The organism is Bacteroides mediterraneensis (assembly GCF_016900355.1).
Lineage (GTDB): Bacteria > Bacteroidota > Bacteroidia > Bacteroidales > Bacteroidaceae > Phocaeicola.
Genome location: NZ_JACJKA010000021.1, coordinates 1 through 21,528 on the forward strand (window position 1 = coordinate 1; position 21,528 = coordinate 21,528).

General features: G+C 47.9%; 14 protein-coding genes. 8 read left to right on the forward strand and 6 right to left on the reverse strand.

The features are described from left to right. Positions 1-218 precede the first annotated feature (218 nt). Positions 219-1,604, reverse strand: coding sequence for a threonine/serine ThrE exporter family protein (locus tag H6A28_RS11250; protein ID WP_204476970.1), 1,386 nt, complete (start codon positions 1,602-1,604; stop codon positions 219-221). Positions 1,605-1,689: 85 nt separating this feature from the next. Here H6A28_RS11250 and H6A28_RS11255 point away from each other — a divergent pair, with 85 nt between their 5' ends. From H6A28_RS11255 to H6A28_RS11270, 4 genes are all read left to right on the forward strand, one after another. Then, a complete protein-coding gene (locus H6A28_RS11255) occupies positions 1,690-1,995 on the forward strand; it encodes a nitrous oxide-stimulated promoter family protein (RefSeq protein WP_204476972.1) in 306 nt (101 codons plus the stop codon). A 179-nt stretch (positions 1,996-2,174) separates the two neighbouring features. Then, positions 2,175-3,371, forward strand: a complete 1,197-nt coding sequence (locus H6A28_RS11260; protein WP_204476974.1) for an efflux RND transporter periplasmic adaptor subunit — start codon at positions 2,175-2,177, stop codon at positions 3,369-3,371. Between the two features lie 21 nt (positions 3,372-3,392). After that, complete coding sequence (locus tag H6A28_RS11265) at positions 3,393-6,497, forward strand: efflux RND transporter permease subunit (RefSeq protein WP_204480351.1); 3,105 nt, start codon at positions 3,393-3,395, stop codon at positions 6,495-6,497. Between the two features lie 17 nt (positions 6,498-6,514). Then, on the forward strand, positions 6,515-7,900 hold the full coding sequence (locus tag H6A28_RS11270) for an efflux transporter outer membrane subunit (RefSeq protein ID WP_204480352.1): 1,386 nt from the start codon (positions 6,515-6,517) through the stop codon (positions 7,898-7,900). Positions 7,901-7,980: 80 nt separating this feature from the next. On the opposite strand, the gene H6A28_RS11275 is transcribed toward H6A28_RS11270, so the two are convergent. From H6A28_RS11275 to H6A28_RS11295, 5 genes are all read right to left on the reverse strand, one after another. Then, a complete protein-coding gene (locus tag H6A28_RS11275; protein ID WP_204480354.1) occupies positions 7,981-8,517 on the reverse strand; it encodes a GNAT family N-acetyltransferase in 537 nt (178 codons plus the stop codon). A 21-nt stretch (positions 8,518-8,538) separates the two neighbouring features. Continuing rightward, positions 8,539-9,825 (reverse strand): M64 family metallopeptidase, encoded by a 1,287-nt coding sequence (locus H6A28_RS11280; RefSeq protein WP_204480356.1) that lies wholly within the window; start codon positions 9,823-9,825, stop codon positions 8,539-8,541. Positions 9,826-9,966: 141 nt separating this feature from the next. Next, positions 9,967-12,273, reverse strand: coding sequence for a TonB-dependent receptor (locus tag H6A28_RS11285; RefSeq protein WP_204480357.1), 2,307 nt, complete (start codon positions 12,271-12,273; stop codon positions 9,967-9,969). Positions 12,274-12,322: 49 nt separating this feature from the next. Further along, positions 12,323-12,664 (reverse strand): hypothetical protein, encoded by a 342-nt coding sequence (locus H6A28_RS11290; RefSeq protein ID WP_204476986.1) that lies wholly within the window; start codon positions 12,662-12,664, stop codon positions 12,323-12,325. A 24-nt stretch (positions 12,665-12,688) separates the two neighbouring features. Then, positions 12,689-14,386 (reverse strand): bifunctional metallophosphatase/5'-nucleotidase, encoded by a 1,698-nt coding sequence (locus tag H6A28_RS11295; RefSeq protein ID WP_239465341.1) that lies wholly within the window; start codon positions 14,384-14,386, stop codon positions 12,689-12,691. Positions 14,387-14,597: 211 nt separating this feature from the next. Here H6A28_RS11295 and H6A28_RS11300 point away from each other — a divergent pair, with 211 nt between their 5' ends. From H6A28_RS11300 to H6A28_RS11315, 4 genes are all read left to right on the forward strand, one after another. Beyond that, a complete protein-coding gene (locus tag H6A28_RS11300) occupies positions 14,598-16,736 on the forward strand; it encodes a Tex family protein (RefSeq protein WP_204476990.1) in 2,139 nt (712 codons plus the stop codon). A gap of 12 nt (positions 16,737-16,748) precedes the next feature. Further along, entirely contained in the window at positions 16,749-17,546 is a 798-nt protein-coding gene (gene nudC, locus H6A28_RS11305) for an NAD(+) diphosphatase (RefSeq protein WP_204476992.1), read from the forward strand. After that, a complete protein-coding gene (locus H6A28_RS11310) occupies positions 17,543-19,945 on the forward strand; it encodes a transglycosylase domain-containing protein (RefSeq protein ID WP_239465339.1) in 2,403 nt (800 codons plus the stop codon). Before nudC ends, H6A28_RS11310 begins: the two co-directional genes overlap by 4 nt. A 307-nt stretch (positions 19,946-20,252) precedes the next feature. Continuing rightward, positions 20,253-21,509, forward strand: coding sequence for a phosphoglycerate kinase (locus tag H6A28_RS11315; RefSeq protein WP_022354201.1), 1,257 nt, complete (start codon positions 20,253-20,255; stop codon positions 21,507-21,509). Positions 21,510-21,528 lie beyond the last annotated feature (19 nt).

The window sequence follows — 21,528 nt, forward strand, 5'->3', positions numbered from 1 at the left end:
ATAGTTTTTAAACATTATCTTTGGGATATATTGCTTGATTCCCTAAGATACGAAAAATTAGGGAGACGGGCAAGTCCTGACTGAGCGAAGTTTGGGCTTGCCCGATTTTTTTGCAGACACAAAAAAGCCCATCTCAAATTTTATTTCAATTTTGAGACGGCCTCATTTTTTATGAAGTAAACTCGCGAATCCTATCAATCAATAAGCATCTCTTCCGATTACCATTCTATAAACTTACCGCGAGCACGGCGTTCTTTCAGTATTTCCGCCAAGCGCTTGTTCTTGGAAGCCGCAATAAAACGACGACCAAAGATATTCGGAATAGCAACTCCTAAAGCGATACACATAATAATCAATCCGGAATTGACACCACTTTCTATGGCCTTCATCAACGGGGTAACCTGATCGATAGATTGTACATTCATATTAATCAATCCAAACAACATACGATACATCAACACTCCCGGAATCATCGGAATCACCGAAGGGATAGTCAGCACGTGATTAGGTACATGGAACCAGTGTACAGCCTTAATAGCAATCAGACTGACCAATACGGAACCTGAGAAGGAACCGATGACCAATCCCATATCCAAACCGATATTGTTGGTACTCGGTCCTAAATTGACAAAGTTACGCGTACAAACCGCAATGATACCTCCAATGGCTACCACCCACAACAAGCGACGCTGGATATTAAATATCATCGAGAAGCCCATGGCTGAAATAGCCGCTGCAATGGCATATTCCCAATATTTATGATGAGGAACCATACTGATGGTAGGGAAGAAATTATCAATGTGACAGAGCTTCACTGCAAACGCGATACCGAACGCCATGGCCGCCACCATCAAAAGGGTGTTCACCGCCCGTACAATACCTACCTGGATGTAATTGTCGAGCATATCGTCCACAAAATTAATCAAAGGAACACCCGGCACAATGAACAAGGCACAAGCCAACAACGGATGCCAGGGAGTAGACGTCCATTCAGCCGGCAACAAAGTAGAAGCCCAGGCAATGATGGTAGCCACAAATGCAGAGATGGCAATACCCATGTAATGATTCAAACCGGATTCATTGCAAATCTGACGAAGACGCATACCCAATATAGCCGCAATGGAAGCATACAAAAACGCCATCCAGTCGCAACCGAACTGAATACAGAATCCGCCACAAGCAAAACCGGCACCAACAGCCACCTGCCAAGGAGTGTAGTTACGTTTTTTCTTACGAATTTTTTCCAGCTCTTCTTCATACTGGTCCAAAGTGTAATCCTGCTCAATGGCACGCCATGAAAGCTTGCTCACTTCCGAAATGGCAGTCATGTTTACACCGTGACCCTCGATACGCTGAAATTTAGTGAAAGAATAATCGCCGTCACTCACATTCACCATCAGCATGGTAAAACTGACATTGATATGGAGCTTCTCTTCAGGGATGCCAAGGTAAGCAGCCGTACGTTTCATGTTTCTTACAATACGGTTCGTATCGGCCAGACTCTCTACCAATAATTTCCCCGTACGCAACAATAAATCCACTCTACGATGCAGCAACTGATCGTGAGCCTTTACAGTCGTCTCTAAATGTTCCTCTAATATCATTTTGTTTACAGATTATTTCGGGCGCAAAGTTACGAAAAATATCAATTCTATTCGTACCTTTGTAAATCGAAGTTACATATATTATATGAATAAACTTTCACGAAGAGAAGAAGAGAAACAGACCGTAGAACAAATGATCCGGTTTTATTGCCGGCATAAAGAAGGAAACTCTACCCTTTGCAAGGACTGCAAGGAACTATTGGACTATGCCCACCAACGGCTGGCGCATTGCCCTTTCGGAGAACAGAAGAAAACCTGCCGTCAATGTCCGGTTCACTGCTACCGTCCGGAAATGAAACAGAGAATAAAAGAAGTCATGCGATATGCAGGCCCACGTATGCTATGGCATTACCCAATCTGGACCCTCAAGCACCTGTGGAGAGAACGATGACCACACATAAAGTGTGGATTTTTTCCACAATAATCCGTAAAATTCCCCAATACTTCCTTATCAGCCCCGGAAGGAAGTTATCTGATTTTCAGCATATAAAACATTTTTGTATCTTTGGCACGAATCTTGTTCGCCATTCAAAAGATAATGGCATCTAAAACTATAAAAAAATTGAACTTATGAAACGCTTTTTGACTAGGAAAGAATTAAAGGTAAAAAGAAAAGAAATGATTTACATGGTTATCGGCATCGCAGTCATTTTATCTCTCTATTTTATTTTTACCCGAGAAAAGAAACCCGCCCCTGAAATCCCAGTTGTTTCCGTTATGCCTGCTAGCCGGCAAAATGTACAAATATTCGGCGAATACGTAGGACGTGTCCGCGCGCAACAGTTTGTAGAAGTACGTGCCCGTGTAGAGGGTTTTCTGGAGCAAATGCTATTTGAAGAGGGTACCTCAGTCAAGCGGAATCAAGTATTGTTCATCATCAATCAAGACCAATATCGCGCCAAAGCCGACAAAGTGCGTGCGCAGTTAAAGAAGGATGAAGCACAGGCCCAGAAAGCCAAACGTGACCTGGAACGTATCCGTCCGCTTTATGAACAGAACGCGGCCAGCCAGCTGGACTTGGACAATGCCGTAGCAGCTTATGAAACTGCGGTGGCCAGTGTGGGAATGAGTAAAGCCGACCTAGAACAGGCTGAGCAAGAACTGGGTTATACGGTGGTACGTTCTCCCATTTCCGGAGAAATTAGTGAACGTCACGTCGACCTGGGAACATTGGTAGGCAGCAGCGGCAAATCCCTGTTAGCTACCATCGTAAAGAGTGATACCATCCTCGTAGACTTCAGTATGACCGCTCTCGACTACCTGAAAAGCAAGGAAAGAAACGTAACTTTCGGTCAGAAGGATTCTACCCGTTCCTGGCAGCCTACCGTCACCATCACTTTGCCAGACAACAGCGTCTATGAGCACAAAGGTTTGGTAGACTTTGCCGCTCCTCAGGTAAACCCGAAAACAGGTACTTTCTCCGTACGTGCCGAACTGGCTAACCCGGACCATGTATTGCTGCCGGGACAGTTTACCAAAGTAAAAGTATTGCTCGACGTACGTGAAAATGCCACGGTAGTTCCTCAGAAAGCCCTGATTATCGAAAAGGGAGGAGCTCATATCTTCGTCATGCGAAAAGATTCTACCGTAGAAAGACGTTTCATCGAACTCGGTCCAGAGTTCGGGAATGATGTGGTAGTGGAACGCGGATTGGCAGCCGGAGAAATGATTGTGTACGAAGGTTTCCACAAACTGGCTCCGGGAATGAAAGTCCGTGTACAAGATCCTGCCAAACTCAACAGCGAAGCGAAAAAAGAGGAAGAATAATCCACCTAAACGAATTTACGCATGAAAGTCAGCTTTTTCATTGACAGACCCGTATTCTCGGCTGTCATCTCCATATTAATCGTGATTATAGGTGTCATCGGACTGATGATGCTGCCTATCGATCAGTACCCGCAAATTACGCCACCTGTGGTAAAAATCAGTGCTTCTTATCCGGGAGCGAGTGCTGTGACCGTGTCACAGGCAGTAGCAACTCCGATTGAACAGGAACTGAACGGAACACCGGGCATGCTTTACATGGAATCCAGCAGTTCCAACTCCGGAGGTTTCTCTGCCACAGTTACTTTCGACATTTCTGCCGACCCGGACCTGGCGGCCGTGGAAATCCAGAACCGTATCAAACTGGCGGAATCGCGCTTGCCGGCCGAAGTGATTCAGAACGGTATCTCTGTCGAGAAGCAAGCTCCGAGCCAGTTGATGACCCTCTGTTTGACTTCCAACGACCCGAAGTTTGACGAAATCTATCTGAGTAACTTTGCCACGCTGAACGTACTCGACTTGCTCCGTCGTATTCCGGGAGTAGGACGTATCTCCAACATCGGTAGCCGTTACTATGCCATGCAAATCTGGGTAGACCCCGCCAAGCTGGCCAACTTCGGACTCACCGTGCAGGACGTACAGAACGCCTTGAAAGACCAGAACCGTGAATCAGCGGCCGGTGTACTCGGACAGCAACCCATGGACGGAGTCGACATCACCGTGCCCATCACAGCACAGGGACGTTTGTCATCGGCTTCCCAGTTTGAGGAAATTGTGCTGCGCGCCAATCCGGACGGTTCTCTTATCCGTATGCGTGACGTAGCCCGTGTTTCTCTGGAAGCCTCTTCCTACAGCACGGAAAGTGGTATCAACGGAGGCAACGCAGCTATTCTGGGTATTTACATGCTTCCGGGAGCCAACGCCATGGAGGTAGCTCAAAGCGTGAAAGACGCCATGAAAGAAATCAGCAAGAGTTTCCCGGAAGGAATGGAATACAACTTCCCGTTCGATATGACCGATTATATCTCGGAATCCATACACGAAGTGTACAAGACGCTGTTCGAGGCCTTGTTCCTAGTAATCGTTGTAGTATTCCTTTCTTTGCAGAACTGGCGTGCCACACTGATTCCGGTAGTAGCCGTACCAATTTCTTTAATTGGTACCTTCGGATTCATGTTGATATTCGGTTTCTCGCTCAACATCCTGACCTTGTTGGGATTGGTACTGGCCATCGGTATCGTGGTGGACGATGCCATCGTCGTGGTGGAAAACGTGGAACGTATCATGGACGAAGAAAAGCTCAGTCCGTATGAGGCTACCAAGAAAGCCATGGAAGGACTGGTAGGAGCCATCATCGCCACTTCACTGGTACTGGCTGCAGTATTCGTCCCGGTTAGCTTCCTTTCCGGTATCACCGGACAGCTTTATCGCCAGTTTACGGTCACCATTGTGGTTTCAGTGCTTCTGTCTACGGTAGTAGCTTTGACGTTGAGTCCGGTGATGTGTTCACTCATTTTGCGCCCGGTTGACCCGAACAAGCCCAAGAACCGAGTGTTCCGCTTCATCAACCAATGGCTGGCCATCGGAAACAATAAATACATTATTTATATCAAGCGCATCATCAAAAATCCGCGCCGTGTAATGGTCGGCTTCGGAATGGTATTGATATTCATCTATATGTTCCACCGGTTGGTACCCACCAGCTTCCTCCCGGTTGAAGATCAAGGTTATTTCACCGTGGAACTGGAACTTCCGGAAACTGCCACTCTGGAAAGAACCCGTGCCGTAACCGACCGGGCCGTAGACTTCATCATGAAGGATCCGGCGGTGGAATACATACAAAATGTTACCGGTAGCAGCCCGCGTGTAGGAACCAGTCAGGCCCGAAGCCAGCTGACCGTCATCCTGAAAGAATGGAAGGAACGTGACAACACGACCATTGATGAAGTGATGGAGAGAATACAGAAAGAACTGGAAACTTATCCGGAAAGCAAGGTCTATCTTTCCACGCCTCCAGTCATTCCGGGTCTGGGTACGGCCGGCGGTTTCGAAATGCAGCTGGAAGCCCGCGGTGACGCCACCTACGACGACCTGGTACGGGCTACCGATACCCTGATGTATTACGCATCACAACGGAAAGAAATTGCAGGACTTTCTTCCTCTCTGCAGGCTGAGATCCCTCAACTCTACTTCGATGTAGACCGGGATAAAGTGAAACTCTCTGGAGTGCCGATGGCAGACGTATTCTCAACGATGAAGGCATACACCGGTTCCGTATATGTGAACGACTTCAACATGTTCAACCGTATCTACCGTGTGTACATTCAGGCAGAAGCTCCTTACCGACGCGAACGCGACAACATCGGCCTGTTCTTCGTCCGCGGGTCAGACGGCAACATGATTCCGCTGACCGCTTTGGGTAACACGGATTATACAACCGGCCCGGGAAGTATCAAACGTTTCAACATGTTCAATACTTCCGTCATCCGAGGAACTACAGCCAACGGAGCCAGCTCCGGACAGGTAATGGAACTGTTGGAACAGATTGCCCGCGAAAAACTGCCCGAAAACATCGGAGTGGAATGGAGTGGACTTTCCTACCAGGAAAAACAGGCAGGTGGACAAACCGGACTTATCCTGGCACTGGTGTTCCTGTTCGTGTTCCTGTTCCTGGCTGCCCTTTATGAAAGTTGGACTGTGCCCATCGCTGTATTGATTTCACTTCCGGTAGCCGTGTTGGGAGCCTATGCAGGTATTACCCTCTGCGGGCTGGAAAACGATACCTATTTCCAGATTGGTCTGGTTATGCTGATTGGTCTGGCCGCCAAGAACGCCATCTTGATTGTGGAATTTGCCAAAGACGAAGTGGACAAGGGACGCGACATCGTAGAATCTGCCCTCCATGCAGCCAGTCTGCGTTTCCGTCCGATTCTGATGACCTCACTGGCCTTTATCCTCGGTATGCTTCCGATGGTAATTGCCACCGGTCCGGGCTCTGCCAGCCGACAGGCCATCGGTACAGGTGTCTTCTTTGGAATGATTGTGGCAGTTACCGTAGGTATCCTCCTCGTGCCGTTCTTCTTTGTAATGATTTACAAAGCCACTCATAAATTGAAAGCGAAAAAGTAAACTTACAAATGTAGCTTATGAAACCGACTAACAAATTATATCGCCTTTTACTCATTTCCGCAGCAGCCCTTCTGATGGGGGGCTGCAAAATCGGGAAACAATATACCCGCCCCAAAATGGATTTACCGGCTACCCTCGACAGTACCAGCGTAGACTCTACCTCCATCGGTGACTATCCGTGGGAACAGATGTATACCGACACCATCCTCCAGCAACTTATCCAAAAGACATTGGACTACAACAAGGATATGCTGATTGCAGCTGCCAGAGTCAAGGAACTGGCTGCCATGAAACGGATTGATTATGCCAACCTCTTTCCTCAGTTAGGATTGAAGCTCTATGCGGAAGAAGAAGGAGAAGATTATGGCGGAGACAACTATAAAAAAGATAACCAGTACGATATCAAGTTAGGAATCACCTGGGAAATTGATTTGTGGGGAAACCTTCGTTGGGCAAAAGACAAGAGCATGGCTGAATTTATGGGGTCCATCGAAAACCAACGGGCCCTCCGAATGAGCCTAGTCGCACAGGTGGCACAGTCTTATTTCGAACTGGTAGCCCTCGACAACGAACTTTCCATCGTGAAAAAAACCGTAGATGCCCGCCGGGAAAGCTTACATCTGGCACGCATCCGTTACGAAGGAGGATTAACCTCGGAAACAGCCTTCCGCCAGGCTCAGGTAGAGTTGGCCCGTACGGCAACCCTTGTCCCTGATTTGGAACGGAAAATCACGTTGAAGCAAAATGAAATTACGTTCCTGGCTGGAGAATATCCTCATGAAATCAAACGAGCTACTCTGCCGGAAGATGTGGTACATTCCACTTCACTTCCCGTAGGCCTTCCTTCCTCCTTGCTGGAACGCCGACCGGATGTACGCCAGGCCGAACAGGCTGTCATTGCTGCCAATGCCGCAGTGGGAATCGCCTTTACCAACATGTTCCCCAAACTGACCTTGACTGCCACTCATGGTTCAGAAAACGAAGAACTTTCACACATCTTCAAGTCACCTCACTATCTGTTGGCAGGAACTATCCTCCAACCACTGTTTGCCATGGGAAAGAACCGTGCGATATTGAAGGCTAAAAAAGCAGCATGCGAACAAGCAGCATATGCTTACGAAAAAGCCGTATTGAATGCTTTCAAAGATGCCTATAATGCCATTGCTGAATATAACAAGGTGAAAGAAATCTATGAAACTCGCCTGCGCCTGGAACAGTCGTCCAAAATCACACTGGACTTGGCTCAGCTGCAATACATCAATGGAGTAATCGGCTACATGGATTTGCTGGATGCACAGCGTGGATATTTGGATGCACAAATCAGCCTGAGCAACGCCGTACGTGACAAACAGATTACACTGGTAAATCTTTACAAAGCCTTGGGAGGCGGCTGGAAAGAATAACCTCATTATACCATATAAAAAAACGCGGAAACTGAAATTCTACACAATTCGGTTTCCGCGTTTTTTCTTTTTGTTTTACCTCATACGGATTTTACGCCATATACTTTCTCGTATATCTCATCCCGAATGGATTCAAAATCAGCCTCAATATCGTCTGTACCTGCGTACATCAGGAACATGGGCAGACTCTCTCCCCCTTTCCGGTAAGGAGGCTGTACATAATCCCTTTCACACAACCGGAAGCCACAACGTTCGTAAAAACCGATTCGCCGCCGACTCATTTCGTCTACCGGCTTCTCTACCTCTAAAATCAAGAGTCCCTGAAACTGATTCCGGAGTTCTTCCATGATTCTCCGGCCATATCCCTTGTTACGTACCAAAGGAGATGTGGCCAGATGCTCCACATAAGAGAAGCCTTCCAATGTCCATACGGTAATAAAACCTATCTGAAGCGTATCCTCCGCAATCAGATAACAAGTAAAAGCCGCATTGTGGTCTACATTGTGATGCTGAGCCTCATCCTCTCTCCGCTCCGATTCCGGGAAAGACTCATGCCACAGATTCTCTACAAACGCATACGACTGATCCTTCGTATGCAGGGGGATAAATTGAAGCATACCTATATAGATTTAACGTGATTATTCTGTATAAAAACGGATGAGCCGTTCCAGTGAACGCTGGCAAACTGGACAGAACACTGGTGCCTCATTGATTTTCATCCGACATTCTGTAGTAGGACGATAAATACCTTTTTTCGTATAACCGCCTCCTTCATATACTCCGACTTTGGTATACAGCAGCTTCTCGTCCGTCTGTGGTTTCGTCGGGATAGGAGTTCCCGGTTTCACCATGTCTTTCCATTTATCTTCAAAGTGTACCAAAGTCGTGATATTGGGTTCCCACGGTTCTACGCTGTAAGGATACAACGGACTCGGTGCCTCATCGTACGCATATTCGTCCGCCAAACCTCCGAAACTGTGACCAAACTCATGCACGACTACCGGACGGAACATAGAGTGATGGGCTGTGGTCAGGGTATAGGAATTATAGATACCTCCTCCTCCATACGTATCTGTATTGGCCAAGATAATAATGTGTTCATACGGAATACCTGCCAGCCAGTTGTGGATGGCTTTTACACTCCGGGTAGTCAGGTAGCGGTCGGAATAGAAAGTATCAAAATGCGAACTGACCGCCGTGGTCTTCCATTCGTTGTTTCGAGGAATGCTGACCCCGCTGTCTTTCGATTCACTGAACACGGCGACAATATTAAAGCGGTCTTTCAGTTTCTTGAACGGTTCATGATCGAACAAAGACTCACAGGCAATTTCCGCATCCTTATAAAACAAGGCTTCATCCTTTGCCGAGTAGCCTTCTGCCATAATAGCTACGTCAATGCACTTCTCCGAAGAACCACCCTTCCATAAATAACGGTGAGGAGTCAGATTGCTCATACCCCGCTGGTGAATCAATATATCCTTGGGATTGACTTCGTGTGTCAGTGTGGCACTGGGTTTCTGATACGCATCTTTCAATGTCACGGTAATCTCTGCCGGCTGTTTGGGATAAGGCACCAAAAACGTATTTTCAAATCCACGAGTCAGCACTTTGGCTTCCTTTTCACCCAACCATTCCTGAAACAGGCTTGAGAAAGAAGTCCGGTAAATGACTTTTCCTGTCGCCTTGTCCTTCATGGTGATTTCACCATTTCCCGCCAAAGGAAGCTCCGACAAATGCGTATGCCGCCCTGCCCACTGAGGAAGCGAAGACAACTCATCCAAACAAATATCCTGCTTGTCGGCATTTCCCGTGAATATATAATCCAAAAGAAGGGTCTTGTCTACAAAATAATCGTCAAAGTTCTGCGCGAAAGCATGCCCGCAAAGTGACAATCCAAGTGTGAGAATCCATACTGTCTTTTTCATATATCTTTAATTTTTCCCACAAAAATAGCGATTTGACTTATTTCACACAATTTTTGTAACAAGAAAGCAACGTACAAACATAAAAAAGCGGTGCCTTGACAAAAGACACCGCTAAAAAGACGCTCTTATTTTATCCGTGCATCAATTGAAGAACTTGATGCCGATAAAGTAGGTACGAGGCTGCGTAGGACCATAGAAATACTTCGAGTCACGCTTTCCGCCTTTATCCAAATCTTTCTGAAACGCATTGAAGATGTTCTGTACTCCTCCATTTACCTGCAATTTCAGATGGTCGTTCAACACAAAGGTATAGTTCAACTTCAGATTGAAATCCATAAAATCGGGTGTATGCTCCAAGCGGTCTTTTTCTATATAACCTGCAAAGTGAGGCACAATCATCCGGCCTGTATAGACGCCCGAAAGAGAGAAATCAAAATTCTTCAAAGGTGCAGAACTGAAAGTGAAATACCCGTAATAGTCGGGTGTGCGCGGCATACGCTTGATAGCCGCTACATCTTCATCCTCACTCCATCTCACGGCCTCCGTATAACGGCTACGCTGTACAGTGAAGCCCAACTGCAACTGGGCTTCTTTGCCATGCGCAATCTTATAGTCAATATTGGCTCCATATACCCGGGCCCCACTACCATTCCGACGTTCCTGCACAGAAGTACCTGAAACGGGGTCCGCCCCTATGCTTTCCAAATAGAACACATCGTTCAACGCCGTGTAAAACCCTTCTATAAGCAGGTTCGACTGGAAATGTCCGAAATTGGCTGTCCAATCAATCGAGCCGCTGAAACTCTGAGAACGCTCGGGCTTTAACCCTTCTGCCAAACGGATTTCCATTGCTTCACCTCCCACGGCCGCTACGTGTAAATCTTCATCGTAAGCCTGGGGAGCACGAAAACCTGTCGACCAGGTCAGACGTCCTTGGAACTTGTCGGAAGGTTTCCAAAGCGTGTTGATACGGGGACTGAAAATCACCTTATCTACCAAATTATGCTTGTCCAACCGGAATCCGGCCAGGATCGTGAAATAGTCCAATTTCCATTCATTCTGCACAAATCCGCTGGCAACCTTCACATTCTGTTGCAAGTCACGCTGGTAACCCGTCATCACATCGTGCAAGGAATTATACTGGTATTCCACTCCGCCCGTAAAGGTAGCCGGCGAAAATAGACAGTTATCCATATTGCCTACATACATAGCTCCTCCCACGGCAGTCAGGTCCTTGGTCTTTCCGTAGGCATTCGGGTCGCCACCTGCACCATAATAGCTGGTACGGTCAATATGCTGAGCCGAACCATAGACCGAAAGCTTATGTTTGTACTCGTTAAAAAACACGTCGTAGGTCAAGCCTCCACTATTGATGATGTGCTTGGTCTGCTCCGTGATGTCCGTTTCATGCGGCTGCAAGTCAAACTTGTTACCCCCACGACGGAATTCATTCGTCGTGTGATATTCCAGACTGATACGGCTGAACTGAGTGGGACGATAATAAGCCCGCAACCCGAAAGTATTCATATTGAGTTTTCCCAATTCTGAGAATCCGTCTCCATCCGCGTCATACGGATTACGGTTACGGTAGGACTGATACAGCGCAATACCGTACGAATTGTCAGACGAAACAAGTGAGGCATTGGCCCCCATATACTGTTCCCACACCTTTCCGTTCAGGTTCGACATCGTAGAAGCCACCTGAAACGAATTACGTACCGGGTCTTTGGTAATGATGTTGATGGTACCTCCCACGGCATTGGCTCCGAACAAGGCAGAACCTCCGCCACGTACCACTTCCACCCGCTCAATCATATTGGTCGGTATCTGTTCCAGTCCGTACACCCCCGACAACGCACTCATTACCGGACGGCTGTTAATCAAGATCTGTGAATAAGGTCCTTCCAGCCCATTGATACGCACCTGCGGAAAACCGCAATTCTGACAGTTGTTTTCCACCCGCAATCCCGACTGATAGCTCAACGACTTGGCCAAATCAGTAGAATTCACAATCTCAAACAATTTGTTGTTCATCACGTTGACCACCACTGGGGCCACCTTCCGGCTGGTTTCATTCCGGTTGGCCGATACCACCACCTCATCCGTCATAATAGATTCTTCTTCCATCACGAAATGCATGTCGACCACAAAGTCCTTGCTGACCGTTACTTTTTTTACCTGCGTGGCATATCCCATTATCTGTACTTTCACGGAATATTCTCCTTCCGGAACATTCTTGAAACGGAAATAACCTTCTCCGTCTGTCACGGTACCTTCACCGTTTTCCACTACCAACACGGCCGCATAAGGCAAACCTGCCTCCGAACCCTTTTCAATGACATGCCCCATAATGACATTTCCCTCTTTTACGGGACCATCTGCGTAAGCATACGCATAGCTGACGAGAGTGCATACCACTCCCATCCACAAATTGATATATTTTTTCATAATTTGCTCCTAAAATATTCATACTAAGTTCTTCAAGTCTCCAATAGAACTATCGTATGGGAGGAGCACGGAGATAGATTCCTGCCGCATAAGAAGATACGACAGGCGAGATTTCCAGTTTCTCATCCAACGAACAAAGCAAATACAGATTCGGAAGTGCAATATCCGTCTGTCCTGCTTCCAAGGAATAAAAACTGGAAAGAAAATGAAGGGCCAGCGTCTGGCCGTCGTTATGAGAGTGAGATTTTGTAAAAGGATGCGAGTGCACAAGTATCACCCCATTCACCACATGCACATGGGCAAACAGGGCCGTGGTGGCATAATAGGAGGCAAACAAGATTGCCAGTCCACATGCCACCGTCCGTAGATACCTGCGGAGACCTTTATACATATCCCTATGGATTAACTATAAATATTAGTCTTTGTCTGTTCCGAACAAAAGCTTGTAATCACGCTGTGCCGCCGGAACAGTCCATTTCTCCGGGATAAACTTCCACTGGTTCAAAGGTTTCGGGTTCAACACCTTCACTTCCTCAATCCGTTTCATCAAGTAATAACGCAAATCCTTGTCGGTAGAGAAAATAATGCGCTTGGAAAGTTCTGCCTTAGGAATTCCTGCGCCCTTAGTCAGCAAATCCCCTCCTCCGTTTCCACGGTAAGAATTGACTGCCACCTTGTATTGCTTAGCCGGTTCAAAGGGTTTTCCGTCAGCCATACGCTCGATGGTTATTCTTTCGCCACGGGGTTTGGTCACATCCACCGTATAAATAATGCCTGCCGCAGAATCAAAGTTGAAGCTGGGGTTGCGGAAACGTCCGAAGCCATTGTCTTTCTCGTTCAACAGCAACAAATGGTCATCAGCCGATTTCATCTGGTTCACCCACAAATCGTACGACATTTCCAGGAAGTTCTTCACCTCTTTTCCAGAAAGCACCATGGTATAAAGCATGTTTTCAAACTTGTACAAGTTGAACATATCGCTCACACAGATATCTCCTTTCTGGATTTCCGCATAAGCCGACAGCGGAGCACAGAAAGAAATATCGGCCCCGGTAATATCCAGCTGCAACTGATGAATCAGATCAATAAAAGCAGAAGGACCAAAGAAGGCCTCCTTCGAAGAAATGGTATGTTCAATCCGTCCGATTTTCCGCGAAACAAAATCCATGGTAGTCTCATACTGTTCCTGGAATGTATTCATGAAATCCGAATCTACGGCATAGTCCTCCATATGGACCAGCTTGCCCTCTACCTGTTTGGAAACCACTTTCCCATTCTGTTTCTTTACCGTAAAAGTAACCTCCGAAACCACTTTGGCGGTATTGGCCGGATCTATCAACAGTACAGAATCACCTTTTACATTGGCTACTCTTTCATTCCAGCGCGTATGGTCGTGTCCCATAAATATCACATCGAATCCCGGTACGTTTTTAGCGACCTCGGCCGATTCGTTTTCTATGGCATTGTCCAAGCGATTTCCTTCTGGTCCCGCATGAAACAAACCAATCAAGATGTCCGGATGTTCCTTTTCCTGGATTTCTTTCACCCATTTCTTTGCACAAGCGGTCATACTTTCAAAACGTAATCCGCTCCACAATTGCTCGGGCAGCCAAGAGGGTATGGCCGGAGTAATCATACCGAGGATAGCAATCTTCACCCCGTCCCGTTCCATCACTTCATATGGTTTCAGGTACGGACGTCCCGTCTTGACATTGATAATGTTGGCTCCCAATATTGGGAACTTACATTGGCTGACCCAACGGTCGTACACGGCATGTCCGGTTTCCACATCATGATTTCCCATGTTACCCACATCGTAGCGCATATAGTTCAACATAGCAGCACATACATGCACCGAGGTCGTATCCATATAATTATAGTAATAAGCCACCGGCTGTCCTTGAAGGATGTCTCCATTGTCCATCAAGATAACATTCTGCCCATACTTCTCCCGCTGCTCCTTCACATACGAAGAAACACGGGCCAAGCTGCCTTTCATCTGCTTATTTTGGATAAAATCGTAAGGGAAATAACAACCATGCACATCGCTGGTCTCCATAAACTTCAGTGTAACTGTTTGATTGTCTGCCGCACGCAGTTGCATGTGACTCATGCCCCACAAAGTGATCAGGCTGATAACAAATAGAATTGGTCTGGTCTTCATTTTATTTGACATTGGTCATAATTGCCGCAAAGATACGAGAAGTTCCTGATATTCCACCAGAATACTTCCTAAAATACTAAAAAACGAAAGACCGCCCCACGCTGATATTTTCCTATTTTTTCACTACTTTTGTAACCGATACAACTCAATCCCCTTTTTCATGGAAGATTTCAGCCGGATGATTGCCGCCGAATTAAAACTGCCGGAACATCGCATTGCCAATACACTCAAACTGCTCCAGGGAGGAGCAACCATTCCTTTCATCAGCCGCTACCGCAAAGAAGCGACCGGCGGACTGGATGAAGTACAGATAGGAGACATTCAGACACGGTATGAAAAACTGTGCGAACTGTCCAAGCGGAAAGAAACTATCCTTTCCACCATCGAAGAACAGGGCAAACTGACACCGGAACTGAAAGCCCGCATCACCGCCTGCTGGAATGCCACCGAACTGGAGGACATCTACCTGCCCTTCAAGCCCAAACGGAAGACCAGAGCCGAAGCAGCACGTGCCAAAGGATTGGAACCGTTGGCTCTGTTACTGATGATGCAGAAAGAAAACAACCTCAGCACCAAAGTGCGTGCTTTTGTGAAAGGCGATGTAAAAGATGAGGAAGATGCCCTGAAAGGGGCCCGCGACATTCTGGCCGAACAAGTCAGCGAAGACGAACGTTCGCGTCACCTGATGCGCAACCAATTCCAACGGCAGGCCCTTATCCAAGCCAAAGTGGTAAAAGGAAAAGAATCGGAGGAAGCCTCTGCCAAATACCGTGACTATTTTGATTTCAGCGAACCGCTCAAGAAATGCTCTTCCCACCGCCTGCTGGCGCTCCGCCGCGGAGAAGCGGAAGGTGTGTTGAAAGTTTCCATTTTCCCGGAAGACGAAGAAAGCTGTAACGAACGTTTGCAAAGACTGTTTGTCCGAGCAAACAATGAGTGTGGACGTCAAGTGGAAGAAGCAGTGTCCGATGCTTATAAGCGCTTGTTAAAACCTTCCATTGAGACGGAATTTGCGGCACTCAGCAAGGAAAAAGCCGACGAAGAAGCCATTCGCGTATTTGCCGAGAATCTCCGTCAGTTGCTGCTCGCTCCCCCGTTGGGACAAAAACGGGTCATGGGCATCGACCCTGGATTCCGTACGGGATGCAAAGTAGTCTGTCTGGATGCACAAGGTACCCTTCTGCACAACGAGGCCATTTATCCTCATCCCCCAAAATCAGAATATGCCCAGGCTGCACGCAAACTCGTGAAGCTGGTGGAACAATATAAAATTGAGGCCATCGCCATCGGAAACGGTACGGCCAGTCGCGAAACGGAACAATTCGTTACCAGCCAACGCTACGACCGGGAAGTACAGGTGTTCGTGGTCAGCGAAGACGGAGCCTCCATTTATTCCGCTTCCAAAACGGCCCGCGAAGAATTTCCGGACTACGATGTGACAGTCCGTGGCGCCGTCTCCATCGGCCGCCGTCTGATGGACCCGCTGGCCGAACTGGTCAAGATTGATGCCAAGTCTATCGGGGTAGGCCAATATCAGCACGATGTGGACCAGACCAAGCTGAAGGCAGCCCTCGACCAGACGGTGGAAAGTTGCGTCAACCTGGTGGGGGTGAATGTCAATACGGCCAGCAAGCACCTGCTGACGTACGTATCCGGCCTGGGTCCGACCCTGGCACAGAACATCGTAGACTACCGTACAGAAAACGGTCCGTTCGAATCCCGCCGACAACTGCTCAAGGTACCGAGAATGGGGGCCAAAGCCTACGAACAGTGCGCCGGATTCCTCCGTATTCCACAGGCCAAGAACCCGCTGGACAATTCGGCCGTACATCCGGAAAGCTATCCCATCGTGGAACAGATGGCCAAGGATTTGCATTGCAGCGTAAACGACTTGATTAAGGACAAGGAACTGCGCAGCAAGATTGACTTGAAAAAATACATCACCGATACCGTGGGACTTCCTACCCTGACCGACATTCTTCAGGAACTGGACAAACCCGGAAGAGACCCGCGCCAGAAAATCCAAGTATTTGAATTCGACAAGAATGTACGTACGCTGGACGATTTGCAGGAAGGCATGGAACTGCCCGGCATCGTGACCAACATCACCAACTTCGGCTGTTTCGTGGACATCGGCATCAAGGAAAACGGACTGGTACACATCTCCCAACTGGCCGACCGCTTTGTCAGCGACCCGACCGAAGTGGTACGTATCCACCAGCACGTCCGGGTAAAAGTACTGAGCATCGACCACGAGCGGAAACGCATCCAGCTCACCATGAAAGGATTAAACCAATAAGTACACACCAACATGAAACAAGATACAAAAGAACTGTGCGGCTGGTTCATCTTCTGCCAAGGCCAGAAACTTCTGGTCGTAAAGGAAGGTGACCAATTTCACATTCCCTATGCCACAGAGCCACCGGTAAAAGTTCCTGCCGATGCAACGATACATACCATCGGACAAATCCAGGGACACCCGGCCAAAGCCTACGCCCTCCCCTCTGAGGAGCTGAACGGAAAGGAGGATGCTTTCATCCCGACTGATTTGCGAGCTTCTTACGATATTCTCCCGCTGGAAGAATACCAATGTGCCGGAAAAGCTTCCCAAATACTGACTTGGGACAAGCAAAGCCGTTTCTGTCCGGCCTGCGGTACCCCCACCGAACAGACAGGTCCCATCACCAAACGCTGTCCCCACTGCGGACTGGAGATTTATCCACGTATCTCTCCGGCTGTTATCGTACTCATCAAGAAAGGCGACAGCATCCTGCTGGTACACGCCCGCAATTTCCGGGGAACCTTCAAAGGACTGGTGGCTGGTTTCCTGGAACCGGGAGAAACTCTGGAGGAATGCGTTCGCCGCGAAGTAATGGAAGAAACCGGTATCCGCATCAAGAACCTAACCTATTTCGGCAGCCAGCCCTGGCCTTATCCCAGCGGCATCATGGTAGGCTATTATGCAGAATACGAAAGCGGCACCATCAAGCTGCAGGACGAAGAATTAAGCGCAGGCGACTTCTACGACCGGGAACACCTGCCGGAAATACCTAAAAAACTAAGCATTGCCCGAAAACTGATTGACGCATGGTTAAACAACGAAATATGAAAAAATACATCCTTTACCTTACTCAATTCTTACGAAAAACGTCCCGCCGTCTGCTCAAGGCAGGACAACAAGCCATCCAATGGTATGTACGTACTTTCCGTAAATTGCCGTGGTATGGACGCACCGGCATGGCCATCCTGACAGGTATCTGTTCGCTGATCGTGCTGCTGATCATGATTGACCTCAACTTCCTGTGGCTGTTCGGAAAGTCACCGAGCATGTTCAACATCAAGGAACCGATACAACACATCGCTTCCGAAATTTACAGTGCCGACGGGAAACTGATCGGAAAATTCTATTCCGAAAACCGTACGCCGGTAGAATACAAGGACATCTCTCCCATCCTCATCAAGACATTGGTCTATACGGAAGACGAACGTTTCTACAAGCATTTCGGTATTGATTTTGAAGGTGTTTTCGCAGCTGCAAAAGACTACGTGGCACACGGAGATGCCCGCGGAGCCAGCACCATCACCCAACAGCTGGTGAAAAACCTATTTAAAGTCCGTTCACAGTACTCCACCGGATTGTTGGGCTATATTCCCGGAGTAAAACTGCTCATCATGAAGGCAAAGGAATGGGTGACCGCCGTCAAGATTGAGATGCTGTACAGCAAGGAAGACATTCTGACCATGTACTTCAATACCGTGGACTTCGGAAGCAATGCATTCGGCATCAAAACAGCCTGCCATACCTATTTTAATACAACTCCCGACAAGGTGACCGTGGAACAGGCAGCCACCCTGATTGGATTGCTGAAAGCCACTACCTACTACAATCCGCGCATAAACCCGAAAAACAGTCTTTCACGCCGGAATGTGGTGTTAGGAAAACTGTACGAGCACCATTTCCTGAACAAACATCAGTTGGATTCTATCCGGCAACTGCCCACAATCCTGAAGTTCAGACAGGAAAGTTACAACACCGGACTGGCTCTCTACTTCCGCGAGGCTGTGGCCAACGAACTGAAAAGCTGGTGCAAGGAAAACGACATTGACTTGTATGGAGACGGACTGAAAATCTATACCACCGTCGACAGCCGGATGCAGCGCTATGCGGAGGAGGCCGTTAACCGACAGATGCAGGAAGTACAGAAGAAATTCGATGCGCACTGGGGCACACAAGCTCCATGGAGAGACCGAAGCGGGGAAGAGATACCTCACTTTATCGAAGATTTGGCTGAAAGAACACCGGCTTACCAGTATCTGTCGCACAAATACGGCAGTCAGACCGACTCCATCTTCTATTACCTGAACCAGCCTCATCGTTGCAAGGTGTTCGACTATCAACTGGGACAAAAGGATACTACCTTCAGCACCATGGACTCTATCCGCTATATGGAGCGCTTCATGCACTGCGGTTTCGTGGCCATTGCTCCCCACACTGGAGAAGTCAAGGCCTGGGTGGGCGACATCAACTTCCAGTCATGGAAATATGACAAGGTATTGTCCAAACGTCAGCCTGGCTCTACCTTCAAACTCTTTGTCTACGCAGAAGCCATGAACCAGGGACTATCTCCCTGCGATTTGCGGGTGGATGAAAATATTCCTTGGGAAGTGGAAGAAAAAGGGGAAAAGAAGCTCTGGATGCCACACAATGCCAACGGAGGAGCCACACTCGACACCATGTCCCTGAAAATGGCCTTTGCTCAGTCGGTCAACACCATCGCGGCCAACGTGGCCCACGAGGTAGGTATCCATCAAATAGCCACCACTGCCCGTAAAATGGGTATCCGCACCCCACTGGAAGAAACGCCGGCACTGAGTCTGGGTGCTTCCGATGTTTCCTTGCTGGAACTCGTTTCGGCTTACGGCACAGTAGTCAACGACGGAGAAGCCATCCGTCCAATCCTCATTACCCGTGTGGAAGACAAAGACGGGCACGTCATCTATGAAGAAAAGCCGGAAAAGACGCAAGCCATCCCCTATGCCAGCGCCTACCTCATGCAGCAGATGCTGAGAGGTGGACTGACTTGTCCGAGAGGTACCTCACAGGCACTCTGGCGCTTCCGCATCTTTGACAAAGGCACCGAATTCGGCGGAAAGACCGGGACTTCGTCCAACCACTCCGATGCCTGGTTCGTGGGTGTCAGTCCCAATCTGGTGGGAGGTGCCTGGGTAGGCGGAGAATACCGCAGCATCCATTTCCGCACGGGCGAACTGGGGCAAGGCAGCCGTACAGCCCTTCCGGTATTCGGTTACTTCATGGAAAAAGTGCTGGCCGACCCCAAGCTGGCTCCGCTCTATGTGGCGAAGTTCCCGCAACCAAAGGAAAAACTGGACCGCTCATGGGACTGCAACGACTATTATCCGCATTACAGTGACAGCGATTCCATCTACATGGCTTTGGGAGACTCCCTCCGGTTCGAAGGCGAGGAGGATCTTCCATCCATTGAATAAATCACTGTTTATCAGCATTTTGAAAGTTCCCCAAAAACGCAAGTGCGTTTCAAGGAAAACGCTTTGACGTTTGAGACAAAACGCAAGGACGTTTTACCTGAAACGCACTTGCGTTTTGGTTTAAACGTACTTGTGTTTCAGTCCAAACGCACTTGCGTTTTTTAACGACCTTCAAAACAGCCTTTAAGTATGCAAAAATCTACCCCTTATTCTTTCTTTTTTATTTTTTTTCTTACCTTTGCGGTGCATCCTTACAAGGGGTGTCTGTAACAACAGAAACACTTTAAACATAAAAATATTAGAGATTATGATGACTATTGACAAATTCAACTTTGCCGGCAAAAAGGCAATCGTTCGTGTGGACTTCAATGTACCTTTGAACGAAGAAGGTAAAATTACTGACGATACTCGTATCCGTGGTGCACTGCCTACTTTGAAAAAAATCTTGGCAGACGGTGGTGCTTTGATTATCATGTCACACATGGGTAAACCAAAAGGCAAAGTAAACGCTAAATATTCTTTGAGCCAGATTGTAGACGCTGTAGCTGCTGCACTGGGTACTCCGGTAAAATTTGCTCCGGACTGCGCAAAAGCTCAGGACGCTGCTGCTGCCTTGAAACCGGGTGAAGTATTGTTGCTGGAAAACCTGCGTTTCTATCCTGAAGAAGAAGGCAAACCGGTAGGTATCGAAAAAGAAGATCCTGCATACGAAGATGCAAAGAAAGAAATGAAAGCTCGTCAGAAAGAATTCGCCAAGACTTTGGCTTCTTACGCTGACTGCTACGTAATGGATGCATTCGGTACTGCTCACCGTAAACACGCTTCTACAGCTGTAATCGCTGACTACTTCGATGCAGACCACAAGATGCTGGGTTACCTGATGGAAAAAGAAGTAAAAGCTGTTGACAACGTATTGAAAGACATCAAACGTCCGTTCACTGCCATCATGGGTGGTTCTAAAGTTTCTACTAAGATCGGTATCATCGAAAACTTGATGGACAAGGTAGACAACCTGATTCTGTGCGGTGGTATGGCATTCACTTTCGCTAAAGCTCAGGGTGGTCACATCGGTAACTCACTGGTAGAAGATGACAAACTGGATCTGGCTTTGGACATCATTGCTAAAGCTAAAGCTAAAGGTGTAAACTTGGTATTAGGTTGCGACTGCATCGCTGCCGACAAGTTCGCTAACGACGCCAACACTCAGGTTTGCGACGACAAGAACATTCCTGACGGATGGATGGGTCTGGATGCAGGTCCTAAGACTCGCGAAGAATTCAAACAGGCCATCAAGGGTGCTAAGACTATCCTGTGGAACGGTCCTGCCGGTGTATTCGAATTCGACAACTTCGCCGGTGGTTCTAAGGCTATCGCTGAAGCAATCGCTGAAGCAACTAAAGAAGGTGCCTTCTCACTAATCGGTGGTGGTGACTCTGTAGCTTGCATCAACAAGTTCGGTATGGCTGACCAGGTATCTTACATCTCTACTGGTGGTGGTGCTTTGCTGGAAGCTATCGAAGGTAAAGTTCTTCCGGGTATCGCTGCAATCCGCGGTGACAAATAAAGATTCGTCTTTATAATGT

Bases quoted from the DNA above. Each gene is read 5' to 3' on its own strand.
- H6A28_RS11250 (WP_204476970.1), bottom strand. From the start codon at position 1,604: ATGATATTAGAGGAACATTTAGAGACGACTGTAAAGGCTCACGATCAG.
- H6A28_RS11255 (WP_204476972.1), top strand. From the start codon at position 1,690: ATGAATAAACTTTCACGAAGAGAAGAAGAGAAACAGACCGTAGAACAA.
- H6A28_RS11260 (WP_204476974.1), top strand. From the start codon at position 2,175: ATGAAACGCTTTTTGACTAGGAAAGAATTAAAGGTAAAAAGAAAAGAA.
- H6A28_RS11265 (WP_204480351.1), top strand. From the start codon at position 3,393: ATGAAAGTCAGCTTTTTCATTGACAGACCCGTATTCTCGGCTGTCATC.
- H6A28_RS11270 (WP_204480352.1), top strand. From the start codon at position 6,515: ATGAAACCGACTAACAAATTATATCGCCTTTTACTCATTTCCGCAGCA.
- H6A28_RS11275 (WP_204480354.1), bottom strand. From the start codon at position 8,517: ATGCTTCAATTTATCCCCCTGCATACGAAGGATCAGTCGTATGCGTTT.
- H6A28_RS11280 (WP_204480356.1), bottom strand. From the start codon at position 9,825: ATGAAAAAGACAGTATGGATTCTCACACTTGGATTGTCACTTTGCGGG.
- H6A28_RS11285 (WP_204480357.1), bottom strand. From the start codon at position 12,273: ATGAAAAAATATATCAATTTGTGGATGGGAGTGGTATGCACTCTCGTC.
- H6A28_RS11290 (WP_204476986.1), bottom strand. From the start codon at position 12,664: ATGTATAAAGGTCTCCGCAGGTATCTACGGACGGTGGCATGTGGACTG.
- H6A28_RS11295 (WP_239465341.1), bottom strand. From the start codon at position 14,386: ATGAGTCACATGCAACTGCGTGCGGCAGACAATCAAACAGTTACACTG.
- H6A28_RS11300 (WP_204476990.1), top strand. From the start codon at position 14,598: ATGGAAGATTTCAGCCGGATGATTGCCGCCGAATTAAAACTGCCGGAA.
- nudC (WP_204476992.1), top strand. From the start codon at position 16,749: ATGAAACAAGATACAAAAGAACTGTGCGGCTGGTTCATCTTCTGCCAA.
- H6A28_RS11310 (WP_239465339.1), top strand. From the start codon at position 17,543: ATGAAAAAATACATCCTTTACCTTACTCAATTCTTACGAAAAACGTCC.
- H6A28_RS11315 (WP_022354201.1), top strand. From the start codon at position 20,253: ATGATGACTATTGACAAATTCAACTTTGCCGGCAAAAAGGCAATCGTT.